The 14654-nt window shown below is 60.3% G+C and carries 13 protein-coding genes; 3 read left to right on the top strand and 10 right to left on the bottom strand.

Translation table 11 applies throughout. From position 1 onward, the window contains the following. Positions 1–5: 5 nt before the first annotated feature. The 6 genes from ACN9MO_RS01440 to ACN9MO_RS01415 form a co-directional block, all read right to left on the bottom strand. Positions 6–1241, bottom strand: coding sequence for a MotB family protein (locus ACN9MO_RS01440; protein WP_113133249.1), 1236 nt, complete (start codon positions 1239–1241; stop codon positions 6–8). Further along, a complete protein-coding gene (locus ACN9MO_RS01435; RefSeq protein WP_058325386.1) occupies positions 1238–1891 on the bottom strand; it encodes a hypothetical protein in 654 nt (217 codons plus the stop codon). The genes ACN9MO_RS01440 and ACN9MO_RS01435 overlap by 4 nt, the downstream gene beginning before the upstream one ends. A 446-nt stretch (positions 1892–2337) precedes the next feature. Further along, positions 2338–3309 carry a flagellin gene (locus ACN9MO_RS01430; protein ID WP_058320502.1) on the bottom strand — a complete coding sequence of 324 codons (972 nt, stop codon included), beginning with the start codon at positions 3307–3309 and terminating at the stop codon, positions 2338–2340. Between the two features lie 359 nt (positions 3310–3668). Next, the gene (locus tag ACN9MO_RS01425) at positions 3669–4616 is read right to left on the bottom strand and encodes a flagellin (protein WP_058325385.1); all 948 of its coding nucleotides are present in this window, start codon (positions 4614–4616) and stop codon (positions 3669–3671) included. A gap of 275 nt (positions 4617–4891) precedes the next feature. Then, on the bottom strand, positions 4892–5839 hold the full coding sequence (locus tag ACN9MO_RS01420) for a flagellin (RefSeq protein WP_192494620.1): 948 nt from the start codon (positions 5837–5839) through the stop codon (positions 4892–4894). Positions 5840–6131: 292 nt separating this feature from the next. Further along, positions 6132–7079 carry a flagellin gene (locus ACN9MO_RS01415; RefSeq protein WP_113479948.1) on the bottom strand — a complete coding sequence of 316 codons (948 nt, stop codon included), beginning with the start codon at positions 7077–7079 and terminating at the stop codon, positions 6132–6134. A 374-nt stretch (positions 7080–7453) separates the two neighbouring features. Here ACN9MO_RS01415 and ACN9MO_RS01410 point away from each other — a divergent pair, with 374 nt between their 5' ends. The 3 genes from ACN9MO_RS01410 to istB all read left to right on the top strand — a co-directional run bounded on the left by ACN9MO_RS01410 (position 7454) and on the right by istB (position 12030). Next, positions 7454–9397 carry a glycosyl transferase gene (locus tag ACN9MO_RS01410; RefSeq protein ID WP_113133725.1) on the top strand — a complete coding sequence of 648 codons (1944 nt, stop codon included), beginning with the start codon at positions 7454–7456 and terminating at the stop codon, positions 9395–9397. A gap of 284 nt (positions 9398–9681) precedes the next feature. Next, complete coding sequence (gene istA, locus ACN9MO_RS01405; protein WP_425986271.1) at positions 9682–11235, top strand: IS21 family transposase; 1554 nt, start codon at positions 9682–9684, stop codon at positions 11233–11235. Between the two features lie 18 nt (positions 11236–11253). After that, a complete protein-coding gene (gene istB, locus ACN9MO_RS01400; protein ID WP_425986268.1) occupies positions 11254–12030 on the top strand; it encodes an IS21-like element helper ATPase IstB in 777 nt (258 codons plus the stop codon). Between the two features lie 125 nt (positions 12031–12155). On the opposite strand, the gene fliP is transcribed toward istB, so the two are convergent. Genes fliP through ACN9MO_RS01380 form a run of 4 tightly spaced genes read right to left on the bottom strand, consistent with a single transcriptional unit; the run spans position 12156 to position 14652 of the window. Further along, positions 12156–12893: a flagellar type III secretion system pore protein FliP gene (gene fliP, locus ACN9MO_RS01395; protein WP_057248216.1), complete on the bottom strand. Its 738-nt coding sequence runs from the start codon at positions 12891–12893 to the stop codon at positions 12156–12158. A gap of 8 nt (positions 12894–12901) precedes the next feature. Continuing rightward, complete coding sequence (locus ACN9MO_RS01390) at positions 12902–13399, bottom strand: flagellar basal body-associated FliL family protein (protein WP_113132134.1); 498 nt, start codon at positions 13397–13399, stop codon at positions 12902–12904. An 18-nt stretch (positions 13400–13417) separates the two neighbouring features. Continuing rightward, positions 13418–14128: a flagellar basal body L-ring protein FlgH gene (flgH, locus tag ACN9MO_RS01385; RefSeq protein ID WP_057248214.1), complete on the bottom strand. Its 711-nt coding sequence runs from the start codon at positions 14126–14128 to the stop codon at positions 13418–13420. Beyond that, positions 14125–14652 (bottom strand): MotE family protein, encoded by a 528-nt coding sequence (locus ACN9MO_RS01380; RefSeq protein WP_373419912.1) that lies wholly within the window; start codon positions 14650–14652, stop codon positions 14125–14127. The genes flgH and ACN9MO_RS01380 overlap by 4 nt, the downstream gene beginning before the upstream one ends. Positions 14653–14654 lie beyond the last annotated feature (2 nt).

Here is a 14654-nt window from a genome sequence, read left to right as displayed (position 1 = left end):
CATGTTTAACCCGGAGCCGATTGCAGCAGGATCTCGATGCGCCGGTTGCCCGGCGCATAGGGATCAGCCGGGATCTGCAACCGCCGGTCGGCGAAGCCAGTGATCTGGCTGACGCGGTCTTCCTTCAGACCACCGCGAACGAGCATGTAATAGGCACTCTGGGCGCGTGCGGCGGAGAGCCGCCAGTTGTCATAGGTACCGTCCTTGAACGGGCGACCGTCGGTGTGGCCGCGGATCGCGACAGCACCCTGCCGCTCGGCGAGCAGATGGCCGATCTTTTCCATCGCCAGTACCAGTTCCTTCTGCGGCACGGCCGATCCGATGGCGAACATCTGCGCGTCCGTGCGCTCGCTGATCGTAACCATGAGACCGCCTTCAGCCGGGGTCACCACAAGGCCTTCCGCCAACTGGCCTGCCTCGCCGGCAAGTTGCTTCTTGAGCTCGGCCTGGAGTTCTTCGGCCTGTTTCTCCGCGGTCGCCTCGGCCGTGTCGGTCTTCGGCTTGTCGCCGGCGTCGCTCTCGGCCGTTTTGTCCGTGCCGTCTCCTGCCTTCGCCTGCTCCGCCTGTTTTTCATCCTCGGTCTTGTCGACCGCGGGCGCGCCACCTGCCTGCATCGCAGATGCCGCGGCGAGCGCCACGTCGCTCTTGGTCGTATTGCCCGCTTCGGTCAGTTCGACCTGTTTGGTCCAGAAATCCGGATCGAACGGATCGCGATAGGCTTCGCCGCCGTCGGCGCCGGTTGCCGGACCGGACTGAGCCGCTCCGCCCTCACCCTTCACGCTGATGTTGGCCTGCTGGCCGACTTCGCGGGCGATTTCGGAGAGCACCGAATAGGGGTTCTCGAAGAAGTCTGCGTCGGAATACTTCGTTTCTTCGCCCGAGGTCGCCGTCAACTGGTCGCCGGTCTTGGCCGACCCACCGGACTTTTCCTGCTCGCCATCGACCTTGGAGCGCTGCTGCGTCTCCTCGCCCTGCGCATCCTTCGCCGGATCCTTCAAGCCGCGTTCGGCAGGCTTCTGGTCGGTCAATTGCACCGGATTGAAATAGGAGGCGATCGCCGCCTTCGTTTCCTCGTTGGCAGCGTTGATCAGCCACATGACGAGGAAGAAGGCCATCATTGCCGTCATGAAGTCGGCATAGGCGATCTTCCACGAGCCGCCGTGATGCCCGTCATGGCCACCGTTGTGGCGCTTGACGATAATGATCTCATGTTTGCCGTTGTGATGGTTTTCGTCGCTCATGCGAGAACTTTCCGGACGGTATCGGCCCAGGCGGCCATGCGTGTCACCAGGATCGCACCGTCCATTTCGACAGCGAGATCGATGTCGTCGGTTTCGACGTGGCGGAACAAAGGCATGTCCTCCCCGAGCTGGCGCTTCAGCGCCTCGAAGAGTTGGGTTGGGCCCTTGACGACGAGGGTGCAACCTTCGCCGGCCACCAGGCCCTGCTTAATCATCTGCGCCATATCGGCGACGGCGCGCTGCAGGAGGGCATCCTCCATGACCGGCGCAAGAACCCGAGCGGTCTGGTCTCCGAGCGCGGCCACCAGACTGTCGGCCATGTCGGCAAAACGCTCTGCCAGGCGGTTGGCGGTCTCTGCTTCGAGGCGTTGGGTCAAGGCCGCGAGCTCGGCCGCATGGGCCGCCTGCAGGTCGGCAATCTGGCGCTCGTGTTCGAAGACGAGCTCGGCCGTCGCCTCGGCGCGGCCTTCTGCGAAGGCGCGTCGGCGCTCCGCGTCGATGTCAATCTCTGGCATGGCTGGCCTCGCGCCGAGGCGGTCGCCATCGGCATAGTCGCTGTCCAGATCGGGGAAATATTTTTGGGGCATCAGCGACAGCTCGACTTTCGGCGCGCTGAAATCCTTGAGGTAGCGGGAGAGCATCGCACTCATGACCGGTCACTCGCGGCGGCGCAGCGATGCGGCAATCCCCGTCTGATCACGAGACGGCACCCTCTGGCGCGGATTTCCATGGCTCCTGGCACTGCTGACATGTCTCCCACGGGTCCAGCCGCGGATGCGAAGAACCCAACATTCTTGACGTACATCGGCGATGTTCGGGCTAGTCGTTCCCGGAGCGATCCGATGCAGGCGGCGGCCAAGATTCATTTTGGCCGGCAGTCATGCGACAGGACTGCGAGAGAAGGCTATTCGGTCAAACTTGTGCGAAAATGAATGTGTTGGACCGCGCCAGGGCAATTAGCGCGGTCCAACCGTTTCCACCGGGTGCCGTGACCGACGACGTGGCAGAACTCAAACTTTGCCGCCCCCATTCCGGGAAAGCGGAAGCGTTTTGGCGGATCCGCCGGGCGCAGCCGGCCACTCTCCGCCGATGCGCCTTACTGTTGGAACAGGCGCAGGATGTTCTCGGAGTTCGTATTGGCGATCGAGAGCGCCTGGATGCCGAGTTGCTGTTGCGTCTGCAGTGCCTTGAGGCGCGTCGATTCCTCGTTCATGTCGGCATCGACCAGGCGACCGACACCCTTGTCGATCGTATCCATCAGGTTGGCGATGAAACTTTCCTGCATGTCGATGCGCTTGGTGATGGCGCCGAGCGTGGAGCCGGCATCGGTCAACTGGCCGAGGATGTGGTCGACGACGCGGATCATGTCGTCCATCTGGGCGTCGGTGGTCGCTGCCGTCAGCTTGACTTCCGACGAGGTCGCATTCGGGGTGGTCACCGGTGCGCCGATCAGGTGGAAAAGCTTGGCCGAGGTGCCGACCGGCGACGTGAGCAGCGAGGCGTCGTAGCTTCTGGTCAGGAGGCCACGGCTCGCGTTGGCCGTATCGATCAGCATGGATTGCGCCGTGTCGAAGTCGAGCGTGGTGACCGACACGTTGCCGTTGGCATCGCGGTTGAACGAGGCAACGATCGACTTGGTGCCGACGGAAGCCGCATTCGCGTTATAGAGCCAGTTTTCGCTGGAGAAGGATGCGGACTGCGCGGCAGCCAGGAGCTGGTTCTTGAGTTCGGTGATTTCCTTGTCGATCTTCAGCTTGTCGACGCCCGGCTCGCGCGCGGCAACCAGCTTGCGCTTGATCTCGCTGACGACGTCGATCGACGAATTCATCGCCGCATAGGCCGTGTCGATCTTGGCTGCACCGAGGCCAAGTGCGTCTTCGACGGTCGACAGCGCCGCATTGTCGGAGCGCATGGTGGTCGCGATCGACCAGTAGGCGGCATTATCCGCAGCGGTCTGCACGCGGTAGCCGGAGGAAATCCGATCCTGGACCTCGGCCATGTCGGTATTGATGGAACGCAAGGTCTGAAGCGCCGCCATGGCGGCGGTATTGGTCATGATGCTGGTCATTGGTCACCTGCCCGGAATGAATTTCTGAAGACATTCCGGAGTGCAGAACCGGCAGCGATGGGACTGGCATCATGCGAATCGCCCCTGTTTTGCCCTGGAGGCGACCCTTCGCTCTTAACCAATATGTAACGATTGCATGGTTAACAAATGGTTAACGCCGTTAGTAAGTCGGTAACAAAGGTGAACAAAAATAAGGGAATATGGATGAAAGGTTAAAGGCGGATCGCGCACCCTGCCTGACACGCCTGGGAAAGTTTGAAGCGCAAAACGAAAAAGGCCGCACGACCCCGTTGGGCGTGCGACCTTTCTGCTGTGTGCGCAAGAGGGGCGAAAAGTCGCCCGTCTTGCCTGTCGTTCGCTTAGCGGAACAGCGACAGGATGTTCTGCGAGTTGGTGTTGGCGATCGTGAGCGCCTGGATACCGAGCTGCTGCTGTGTCTGCAGAGCCTTCAGGCGGGTCGACTCTTCGTTCATGTCAGCATCGACGAGGCGGCCAACGCCCTTCTCGATCGAGTCCGAGAGGTCGCGGACGAAGTTCTGCTGCAGTTCAACGCGGCTGTTGAGCGCACCGAGATCGGCAGCAGCGTCGGTCATCTGCAGAAGCGTTGCGTCAACGCCCGAGATGGCTTCTGCCAGAGCGCCCATCGTCATGTTGGTGATGTCGAGCGACAGCACGCTGTAGCCGGTCGTAACCGTCGCACCGTTGGTCGCCAGCTTGTATTCCATGTAGCTGGATAGCAGGCCGGTGCCGCCGGTCGTAACGTTAGCGCCGGTGGCGTCGACCTGGATCAGCGAGCTCTTGTTCGTGTCGAACTGGAGCGTCGTCAGGCTGACGTTGCCCTGGGCGTCGCGGTTGAACGAACCGACGATCGACTTGGTGGCAGCCGTGTTGTTGGCGTCGTTGTAGACCCAGTTTTCGCCGGAGAACGAAGCCGACTTGGCAATGCTCACGAGCTGGCTCTGCAGCTCCTTGATTTCTTTCTGGATCTTGCTCTTGTCGACGCCCGGCTCGCTGGCGGCAACCAGCTTTTTCTTGATCTCGTCGACGACGTCCTTGGAGTTTTCCATGGCCGTGTAGGCAACGTCGGTCTTGGCAGCGCCGAGGCCAAGAGCGTCTTCAACGGTCGAGAGTGCCTTGTTGTCCGAACGCATGGTGGTTGCGATCGACCAGTAAGCGGCGTTGTCCGCAGCGCTACCGACGCGCAGGCCCGATGAGATGCGGTCCTGGGTGGTTTCCATCGAGGAATTGATCGAACGCAGGGTCTGAAGAGCCGACATTGCGGCGGTGTTCGTCATGATGCTGGTCATTGGCTGAGTGCCCCTTGTTGGCTGATTTGGAATGAAAAGGGACATTCCGGGATTACCGGGAAGCAGCGGTCAGCCTCATGCCTGTTAATGTTGATTAACCCGCCGTTTCGTTGGCCACAGAAAACACCATCGTGGTTAACAAATGCTGAAGCTCAGTCGATAATTTCGGCACGTGTGGCTGAAATAGACCAACAAAAAACCGCGCCTCCTGCGAAGCGCGGTTTCGATTTTCTGCCGTCGGGCGCGAGCCGGAACCCGCGCCGCCTGGCGCCCGATTAACGGAACAGCGACAGGATGTTCTGCGAGTTCGAGTTGGCGATCGTGAGCGCCTGGATACCGAGCTGCTGCTGTGTCTGCAGAGCCTTCAGGCGGGTCGACTCTTCGTTCATGTCAGCGTCGACGAGCTTGCCGATGCCCTTCTCGATCGAGTCCGAGAGGTCCTGAACGAAGTTCTTCTGCAGTTCAACGCGGCTGTTGAGCGCACCGAGATCGGCAGCAGCGTCGGTCATCTGCAGGAGCGTCGCATCAACGCCCGAGATGGCTTCGGCCAGCGCGCCCACCGTCATGTTGGTGATGTCGAGCGACAGCACGCTGTAGCCGGTCGTAACCGTCGCACCGTTGGTTGCCAGCTTGTATTCCATGTAGCTGGAGAGCAGGCCGGTGCCGCCGGTCGTGACGTTAGCGCCGGTGGCGTCGACCTGGATCAGCGAGCTCTTGTTCGTATCGAACTGGAGCGTCGTCAGGCTGACATTGCCCTGGGCGTCGCGGTTGAACGAACCGACGATCGACTTGGTGGCAGCCGTGTTGTTGGCGTCGTTGTAGACCCAGTTTTCGCCGGAGAACGAAGCCGACTTGGAAATGCTGATGAGCTGGTTCTGCAGCTCCTTGATTTCCTTCTGGATCTTGCTCTTGTCAACACCCGGCTCGCTGGCGGCAACCAGCTTCTTCTTGATCTCGTCGACGACGTCCTTGGAGTTTTCCATGGCCGTGTAGGCAACGTCGGTCTTGGCAGCGCCGAGGCCGAGAGCGTCCTGAACCGTGCCGAGAGCTTTGTTGTCCGAACGCATGGTGGTCGCGATCGACCAGTAAGCGGCGTTGTCGGCAGCGGAACCGACGCGCAGGCCCGACGAGATGCGGTCCTGGGTGGTTTCCATATCCGAATTGATCGAACGCAGAGTGGAGAGAGCCGCCATTGCGGCGGTGTTCGTCATGATGCTGGTCATTGGCTGAGTGCCCCTTGTTGGCAATACTCGTGAAAAAGGGACATTCCGGGAGCTACCGGGAAGCAGCGGTCAGCCTCATGCCTGTTAACCGGTTGTTGTTGTTGGTTAACCCGCTCCTTCGATGGACACAGCAAACACCATCGTGGTTAACGGCAACCTAAGACGCCGCGATTATTTTTCGAAACGCTCCAACATCCGATTTGGCACAACAAAAAACCGCGCCTCTTGCGAAGCGCGGTTTCGATTTTCTGCAGTCGGGCGCGAGCCGGAACCCGCGCCGCCCGGCGCTCGATTAACGGAACAGCGACAGGATGTTCTGCGAGTTCGAGTTGGCGATCGAGAGCGCCTGGATGCCGAGCTGCTGCTGCGTCTGCAGAGCCTTCAGGCGGGTTGACTCTTCGTTCATGTCAGCGTCGACGAGCTTGCCGATGCCCTTCTCGATCGAGTCCGAGAGGTCCTGAACGAAGTTCTTCTGCAGCTCGACGCGGCTGTTGAGCGCACCGAGGTCGGAAGCGGCGTCGGTCATCTGCAGCAGCGTTGCGTCAACGCCCGAGATGGCTTCTGCCAGAGCACCGGTGGTCATGTTGGTGATGTCCATCGACAGCACGCTGTAGCCGGTCGTAACCGTCGAACCGTTGGTCGCCAGCTTGTATTCCATGTAGCTGGAGAGCAGGCCGGTGCCGCCGGTCGTAACGTTAGCGCCGGTGGCGTCGACCTGGATCAGCGAGCTCTTGTTCGTGTCGAACTGGAGCTGCGTCAGGCTGACGTTGCCCTGGTTGTCGCGGTTGAACGAACCGACGATCGACTTGGTGGCAGCCGTGTTGTTGGCGTCGTTGTAGACCCAGTTTTCGCCGGAGAACGAAGCCGACTTCGCGATGCTCACGAGCTGGTTCTGCAGCTCCTTGACTTCCTTCTGGATCTTGCTCTTGTCAACACCCGGCTCGCTGGCGGCAACCAGCTTCTTCTTGATCTCGTCGACGACGTTCTTGGAGTTTTCCATGGCCGTGTAGGCAACGTCGGTCTTGGCAGCGCCGAGGCCGAGTGCGTCCTGAACGGTCGAGAGCGCCTTGTTGTCCGAACGCATGGTGGTCGCGATCGACCAGTAAGCGGCGTTGTCGGCAGCGGAACCGACGCGCAGGCCCGACGAGATGCGGTCCTGGGTGGTTTCCATATCCGAATTGATCGAACGCAGGGTAGCGAGAGCGCCCATTGCGGCGGAATTGGTCATGATGCTCGTCATTAGAGTGTCCCTTTATTACTTAAGACGATTGGGGGACATACCGGACTGTTTACACTACCGGTGATGATGGATCGGCTTCATGCCTCTCGGTTCCAACGACTTTCTCGGAAGAAACCAAACCCGTCATGTGAGGCCGAATATCGAGCCCAATGCTTGCGAATTCCTTAAATGCCAAAGCGGTCTCAGCGAGAGATAATTTATACTTAACAACGCCTTAAGTGGACGGTCCGGGTCACCAAACGCGCCGTTCGAATGGCCCCTTGCGAGACAGGACCAGGCTTTGATCGGGGTTGACCGCGTCATGCCTGAGGCAAGCTCGCATTACTACGATGGCCACGAGACCTACTTTGCGACATCGAGGTGCCAAGCCTTTGATGCCGGCAGCCCAGACGACGGAGCTATCAGTGAACGCCCAAGCCATTTTCTCGACCGCTTCCCGGCAATATCAGAAAGGCCAGTACACGGACGCGCTCGACCAGCTCAACATCCTGATGAATATCAATCGGGATACGAAGACCTTTGTGCTGCTCGCCAAGGTTCTGCTGAAGCTCGGCTTCAAGCCCGAGGCGGCACGCGCCTACCAGCTCGCTGGAGAGGCCGGCGGTTCGCGGTCGCAGGACTATCTGACCGAGGCGATGAAACTCTATTTCGTCAATGGACACGAGGACGAAGCTCTGGCCATCGGCCTCCCGCTGCTGGAGAAAGCCAAGACGGATCCGGAGATCGCATTCATCATTGCTTCGATCTTCCTCAAGCGCGACCAGAAGGAAATCCTCGGCCTGTTCAAGGCACCGCTGTCGACCAGCGCCAATCGCCATCATCAATCGCTGGCATTCAAACTTTTGACAGCCGATGTCAACGATGCGCTAGACCGTGAGGCCGTCGCAAATCTCTTCAAGACGCACCCCAAGAACACGACATTGCGCTCCGCCTATCTCGTCTATGCCCGCGAGGCAAACGACTTTGCCGAAGTCGAGAAACACAGCCGCGACATCGACCGAGCGCTGAGGCTCGGCGAGGCGGATATCCTCGCCGCCGAGGCGCCCTATTACCATATCACCTGGTGCGGCGACGAACGGCTGAACCGGATTGCCGGCGCACAGCACCGTCCCTTCCCTGCCGGACTGACGGAAGCCCGCCGCGCCATGCCACATGCCTGGAACGACCGCATCCGTATCGGCTATGTCTCTTCCGACTTCTGGCACGACCACGCGACCATGAAGCTGCTCGCAGCCGTGCTCACGGCGCACGATCGCTCGCGTTTCGATATCACTCTCTTCTGCCACACATCGCCCAACAACGTCGTGCGCGACGACGGGTCCCGCGAAAAGTGGGGCAAGATCGTTTCCATCAACGACCTTAGCGATGACCAAGCGGCGGAGGTCATCCGTTCCGAGAACATCGACATTCTTGTCGACCTCAAAGGACACACGCTCGAGAGCCGGGTGAACATCTTCAACCGGCAGACCGCTCCGGTTCAGGTGAGCTGGCTCGGCTTTCCCGGGACGACGGTCAATGTCGACCTCGACTACATCATCGGCGACCCCCATGTCCTGCCGGATGGCAGCGAACCGCACTACTACGAGAAATACTGCCGGCTTCCCGACACCTATCAGCCGAACGACCCTCTCAACCGCCCGCTGCCGCAGCCATTGTCGCGTCGCCAGCTCGGCCTTCCCGAGGATGTATTCGTCTTCGCGTCGTTCAACGCCAACCGCAAGATCTCGTTGCAGACCATCAACCTGTGGATCGAGATCCTTCAGCAGACCCCGGACAGCGTGCTCTGGCTGATGTGCAGCCGCCCGGATGCGCGAGCGAACATCATCGCAAAGTTCAAGAGTGCCGGCCTCGACACCAAGCGCATCATCGTCTGCCCCAAGGTCCTCTATCAAGACCACATCAGCCGTATCCCGGTCGCCGACATCGGTCTCGACACCTATCCCTATAACGGCCACACGACGACCTCGGAACAGCTCTGGGCCGGCCTTCCGGTGCTGACCTTCAAAGGCACCAACTTCGCCTCACGCGTGAGTGAGAGCCTGCTCAACGCCATTGGCGTGCCGGAACTCGTAGCCGCCGGGCCGGAGGACTATGTTCGCGAGGCGGTCGCGCTCTACAACAACCGAGACAGGATCGCCGACTATCGAAAGACCCTCGAGGAGAACCGGTTCCGCATGCCGTTGTTCGATGCCGAACGCTTCTGCCGCCACCTGGAACAGGGCTACGAAATGATGGCTGACCGCGCGAAGAGAGGTCTGGTACCGGATCACATCGACGTTCCGGCGCTACCGGCGCGGACTGGCTCGTTCGAGCGCTGAGCGATCCGACACTCGACCCCGAACGACGAAAGGCAGCGCCAAGGCGCTGCCTTTTTTGTTTGCGCTTTTCGAAGCGCTCAAACCTTTTGCGGGTTTCGGTAATTCGCGGACAGGGTTTCCATTAAATCCCGGACAGCGATTTCACTAAATCCGGGACAGCATTTCCGCTAATTCCCGGACAGCGATTCCGGTAAATCCCGGACAGTCTTTCGGCGATTAAAACATCGACTTTCGCACGCGCCGTTTTTGCCATTCTGGACCCCGATTTGAGAGGGGTGCGGGGAATGGCGAGACGGAAGCAGGCGAGACTTATTGACGTGAAGGACATTCGATCGATATTGCGACTGACGCACGAACAGGGGCTTTCGGTTCGTGCGATATCGGAACGGCTGAAGATCAGCAAAACGACCATTTCGACCTACCTGCTGCGGGCGCGTGAGGCCGGGCTGACGGGCTGGCCGTTGCCGCCTGGGCTTGACGAGGACGCTGTGTTGCAGCGTCGCCTGTTCCATCGTCGCGGCCGCCCGCCCCAGGACATGCACGCGCCAGACTGGGGCCAGATCGCCAGTGAACTAAAGCGAAAGGGCGTGACGCTGACGCTGTTGTGGCAGGAATATCGCGAGCGGCACCCCAACGGTTATGGATACACATGGTTCTGTGAGCGTTTCGCCGCTTTCGAACAACGCGCCAGCGCCACTTTCCGCAATCGCCACACCGCCGGCGCGGCGATGCAGACCGACTATGCTGGCCACACCGTCCCCGTCATTGATCCGGCGACGGGCGAGATCCGGCCGGCGCAGATCTTCGTCGCGGTTCTGCCGGCCTCCTTGTACACCTTCGCCTATGCGAGCTTCACTCAACGGCTGCCAGACTGGATCGAGGGTCAGCAACGGGCGTTGAGCTTCTTCGGTGGCGTGACCAAGGCGATCGTCTGCGACAACCTCAAGGCCGGCGTTGCCAAGCCCTTGTGGTTCGAGCCGACCATCAACGCCACTTTTGCAGCATTCGCCGAACATTACGACACGACGGTCCTGCCGACCCGCCCAAAACGGCCGAAGGACAAAGCCAAGGTCGAAGGCAGCGTTCTGATCGTTGAGCGCTGGATCCTGGCGCGACTGAGGAATGAGCGCTTCTTCAGCCTCGCTGATCTCAACGTGCGGATCAGCCAGCTCCTCGACGATCTCAATAACCGGCCGATGCGGCGTGTTGGCAAATCCCGACATCAACTCTTCGAGGCGATCGAACGCGAAGCGCTCGCCCCCTTGCCAGCAACGCCATTCGAATATTCCGAATGGAAATCGGCAAAGGTTCATCCCGACTATCATGTCGAGGTCGATAAGGCCTTCTACTCCGTGCCGCACCGCCTGATCGGCCGCCAGGTCGATGTCCGGCTTACAAGCCGGATTGTCGAGGTCTTCCATGATCACCAACGTGTCGCCAGTCACCGCCGGACGTCGCAGCGGGCTGGTCACGTCACCGTCAACGAACACATGCCCAAGACGCATCAGCACTATGCCAACACCACTCCGGCGAGCCTGATCAAACAGGCCGCAAAGATTGGCCGCAACGCTGCGATCCTGATCGAACGGCTGATGCGCGACAGGCCCCATCCCCAGCAGGGATACCGCGCCGCTCAAGGCGTTCTATCACTCGCGCGCCGGTACGGACCTGAGCGTCTTGAAGCCGCGTGCGATCGGGCGCTGACGATCAATGCGACCAGCTATTCCTCCGTCAGCACCATCCTCAAATCCGGCCTCGATCAAGCTCCACCAGCCGCCGAGCCGGTCAAGCCTGCCCCGCCGCATGGCAACATCCGCGGCAGTTCCTATTACCAGTGAAGAAAGGAAGACACTTGAATGCTCACACATCCAACCCTCGACCAGATGCACGCACTCGGTCTATCCGGCATGGCAGCAGCTTATCGTGAACTGGCCAATCAGCCCGAGGGCAGCGATCTCAACCGCGACGAATGGCTGGGTCTGATGCTCGACCGGGAGATGGCCGTGCGCGGTGACAAGCGCCTGACCAACCGGCTTGCAATCGCCAAACTGCGCTTCCCCGACGCTTGCATCGAGAACATCGACTTCGCCGCCCATCGCGGCCTTGACCGCAGACAGCTTCTCTCCCTGGCACAAGGCGAATGGCTCAAAGCCCATGAGCACTTGATCCTGACCGGACAAACGGGAACCGGCAAAACCTGGCTTGCCTGTGCCATCGGACGGCAGGCGGCCCGCCTCGACTATTCCGTTCTCTATGTCCGGATGCCTCGTCTCTTCGAGGATTTGGCCCTGGCGCGCCTCGACGGTCGGTTCCCTCGATTGGTCGACAAGCTCGCACGTGTTCAACTGCTCATCTTGGATGACTGGGGAACCCATGCGCTCAGCGATCAGCAGCGGCTGGATCTCCTGGAAATCTTCGAAGAGCGCTACCGCAGGAAATCAACTCTGATCACCGCCCAACTCCCCGTGGCGCAGTGGCACGAGATGATCGGGGAACCAACTATCGCTGACGCCATCCTCGATCGCATCGTTCACAACTCTCACCGAATTGCGCTCGAAGGCGATAGCATGAGGAAGCAAAAGCAATCCTCGCTCTTGACCGAAACGCGAAACGCCGAAATCAATAACAAATGACATCAACCAGGCGAACGAAAGTCGATCCCGCGAGACTGTCCGCGATTTAGTGAAACGACTGTCCGGGATTTACCGGAATCGCTGTCCCGTTAATCCGAAATCCGCAAACCTTTGATGACGGGTATCTAGCTGAAGGAGCGCACCAGGCTGCCGACGAGCAAATTCCATCCGTCGATCAGCACGAAGAACAGGATCTTGAAGGGCAGCGAGATCGCCGTCGGCGGCAGCATCATCATGCCCATGGCCATGGTGATGGTGGCAACGATCAGGTCGATCACCAAGAATGGCAGCATGATCAAGAAGCCGATTTCGAAGCCGCGGCGAATTTCGGAGATCATGAAGGCCGGCACGACAGCGCGCAGATCCACCTTGTCGTCCACGACCACCGTCTGGCCCTTTTCCTTGGCAATATCGATGAAGAGCTGCAGGTCCTTATCACGGGTGTTGGCGAGCATGAATTCGCGGAACGGCTCGCTGATCCGCGGGATCGCCTCGGCCTCGGTGATCTGGTTCTTCATGAGCGGATCGATGCCGTCGCGCCATGCGCGATCGAAGGTCGGCCCCATGACATAGAAGGTCATGAACAGGGCCAGCGACACCATGATCATGTTGGACGGCGTGGTCGCGAGGCCCATGCCGGTGCGCAGGATCGCAAAGGCGATCACGAAGCGCGGAAAGCTGGTGACCATGATCAGGATGCCTGGGGCCACCGACAGAACGGTCAGAAGACCGAAAGTGCGGATGATCCACGAGGCGGCCGACCCGTCGATAGGTGTATTCAGGATATCAGAGGGAAAACTCTGGGCGCCGGCAATACCGGACATCGCCATCATGGCGACTATGAAGGCGACAAGCCGGACCATTTATCGAATCATTGGATGACGAAGGTTCTGAACATCACATTGGTTACGCGCCCATCGGAGCGCAGGTCAACCCGCTCTTGAATGTCATCCCGGAGATATTGAAAGCCGCGCGGCCCCTGAATCTGCTGCAGCGAGACCGTCTTCAGATAGGCGGCGATATCCTGGTGGATCTGTTCCGCCAGTTTGGGATCGGGCGCGCCGTCGAACTGCAGCGCCACCTCGAGCCGTATCCAGTTCTCCGAAGGATAGGCAAGGTTGGTGGTGATCGGCTCCAGCTGAACGACACCGTTTGCTTCGGTCGCGAGCTTCGGCAGGCCCTCTTCGCCCGTGGCGTTGGCGGCCGGTTCCTTGGTCGCCTCGACCTGCTCCTTCGGCGGAGGCGGCGCGAGCAGGCCGCCGACCAGCCAGCCGCCGCCGCCGGCAACGAGCGTCAGCACGGCGACGATCGCGATGGTCATCACCTTTGACGGCGACTTCGGCGCGGTGGCGGTATCCAATTCTTCCATCTTGCCGTTCCCTGCCGATCAGATCGGCGAAAATAGGTCCATGAACTGCTGGCCGTAGGGCGGCTGCTGCACCTCGGTCAAGCGACCGCGGCCGCCATAGGAGATGCGTGCCTCGGCGATGCGGTCGTAGTTGATGACGTTCTCGGCATCGACATCCCGCGGCCGCACGATGCCGGCAACGTTGAGGATGCGCAGTTCGTGATTGACGCGCACTTCCTGCGAACCGCTGATCAAGAGGTTGCCGTTTTCGAGAACTCCGGTCACGACTGCGGCGACGAGCACCCTCAGCTTTTCCGAACGCTCGGTCGTGCCGTCGCCCTCGGTCTTGGTATTCGACCCATATTTCAGGTCGCCCTCCCAGCCGAAATCGCTGGCCTCCGACTTGCCGTTGGCACCGACGTTGAAGCCACTGCTGTTCTTGCGGCTGCGATCCGTCTTGTTGTCGAAGGTAGCGCCTTCATTGATCTTGATGTCGACCGTGAGGATGTCGCCGACATTGATCGCGCGCGCGTCCTTGAACAGGGCGGCCTGCTGGTCGTTCCAGAGCGAGTAGCCACTTACCACCTGGCGCGGCTGCTTCGGATACATGGCAAGCTGCGGCGTCTGGGAATATTGCAGACCGCTGCCGATCGGGCTCATCGAAGGCGCCCGACCAATCTCGTTGAACGCCTGGTTCTGACACCCGGCAAGGAGACCCGCCGTCAGCACGGCCGTTAGACGCATTTTCATGATGGTTCCTTCGAGGTGTTCGGGTCGCTGGCGCTCGAGATGATATTGGTAAGGATCGCCGCCCTTTCGTCCGTCATTTCGCTGAGGATCAGAGACGACTGTCGCGGCGGCAGCTGCATGACGATCGCAGCGGCGATCTCCGGATTGACCATTTCCAGCTTGCCGGCAGCCGCATCCGGCTTCATCGTCTTGTAGATGTCGACAAGACCGAGCTGGGCCTGTTTCAAAAAGTCGTTGCGGCGTTTCAGCCAGTCCTCGTATTCGTCGCGTCGCTTCTCCAGCGTGGCGATGCGTTCATCGATGCTTGCCTGCAAGGTCTCGAGGTCCTTGCGCTGCAGCACGTAGCGCTGGTCGCGGGCGGCGTCGGCAATATTCGTGCAGAACTGTTGGATCTCATTCTGCGTCGCGTCGGTTGCCGGAGGCGCGGTAACGTCCTGGGCGAAGGCGCCGGGCATCGTCAGCATCGAAGCGGCGGCCGCGCCGACAAGCAACAGATTGCGGACCTTGCCGAAAGATGGGTTCATGT

The sequence above is a fragment of the Ensifer sp. R-19 genome, from assembly GCF_049905105.1.
Classification (GTDB): domain Bacteria; phylum Pseudomonadota; class Alphaproteobacteria; order Rhizobiales; family Rhizobiaceae; genus Ensifer.
The sequence above is the reverse complement of the archived record's forward strand: the minus strand, read 5'-3'. Positions and strand labels throughout refer to the sequence as shown.

Coding starts and splice junctions, on each gene's coding strand:
- ACN9MO_RS01440 (WP_113133249.1), bottom strand. CDS start 1,241: ATGAGCGACGAAAACCATCACAACGGCAAACATGAGATCATTATCGTC.
- ACN9MO_RS01435 (WP_058325386.1), bottom strand. CDS start 1,891: ATGAGTGCGATGCTCTCCCGCTACCTCAAGGATTTCAGCGCGCCGAAA.
- ACN9MO_RS01430 (WP_058320502.1), bottom strand. CDS start 3,309: ATGACCAGCATCATGACCAATACCGCCGCCATGGCGGCGCTTCAGACC.
- ACN9MO_RS01425 (WP_058325385.1), bottom strand. CDS start 4,616: ATGACCAGCATCATGACGAACACCGCCGCAATGTCGGCTCTTCAGACC.
- ACN9MO_RS01420 (WP_192494620.1), bottom strand. CDS start 5,839: ATGACCAGCATCATGACGAACACCGCCGCAATGGCGGCTCTCTCCACT.
- ACN9MO_RS01415 (WP_113479948.1), bottom strand. CDS start 7,079: ATGACGAGCATCATGACCAATTCCGCCGCAATGGGCGCTCTCGCTACC.
- ACN9MO_RS01410 (WP_113133725.1), top strand. CDS start 7,454: ATGCCGGCAGCCCAGACGACGGAGCTATCAGTGAACGCCCAAGCCATT.
- istA (WP_425986271.1), top strand. CDS start 9,682: ATGGCGAGACGGAAGCAGGCGAGACTTATTGACGTGAAGGACATTCGA.
- istB (WP_425986268.1), top strand. CDS start 11,254: ATGCTCACACATCCAACCCTCGACCAGATGCACGCACTCGGTCTATCC.
- fliP (WP_057248216.1), bottom strand. CDS start 12,893: ATGGTCCGGCTTGTCGCCTTCATAGTCGCCATGATGGCGATGTCCGGT.
- ACN9MO_RS01390 (WP_113132134.1), bottom strand. CDS start 13,399: ATGGAAGAATTGGATACCGCCACCGCGCCGAAGTCGCCGTCAAAGGTG.
- flgH (WP_057248214.1), bottom strand. CDS start 14,128: ATGAAAATGCGTCTAACGGCCGTGCTGACGGCGGGTCTCCTTGCCGGG.
- ACN9MO_RS01380 (WP_373419912.1), bottom strand. CDS start 14,652: ATGAACCCATCTTTCGGCAAGGTCCGCAATCTGTTGCTTGTCGGCGCG.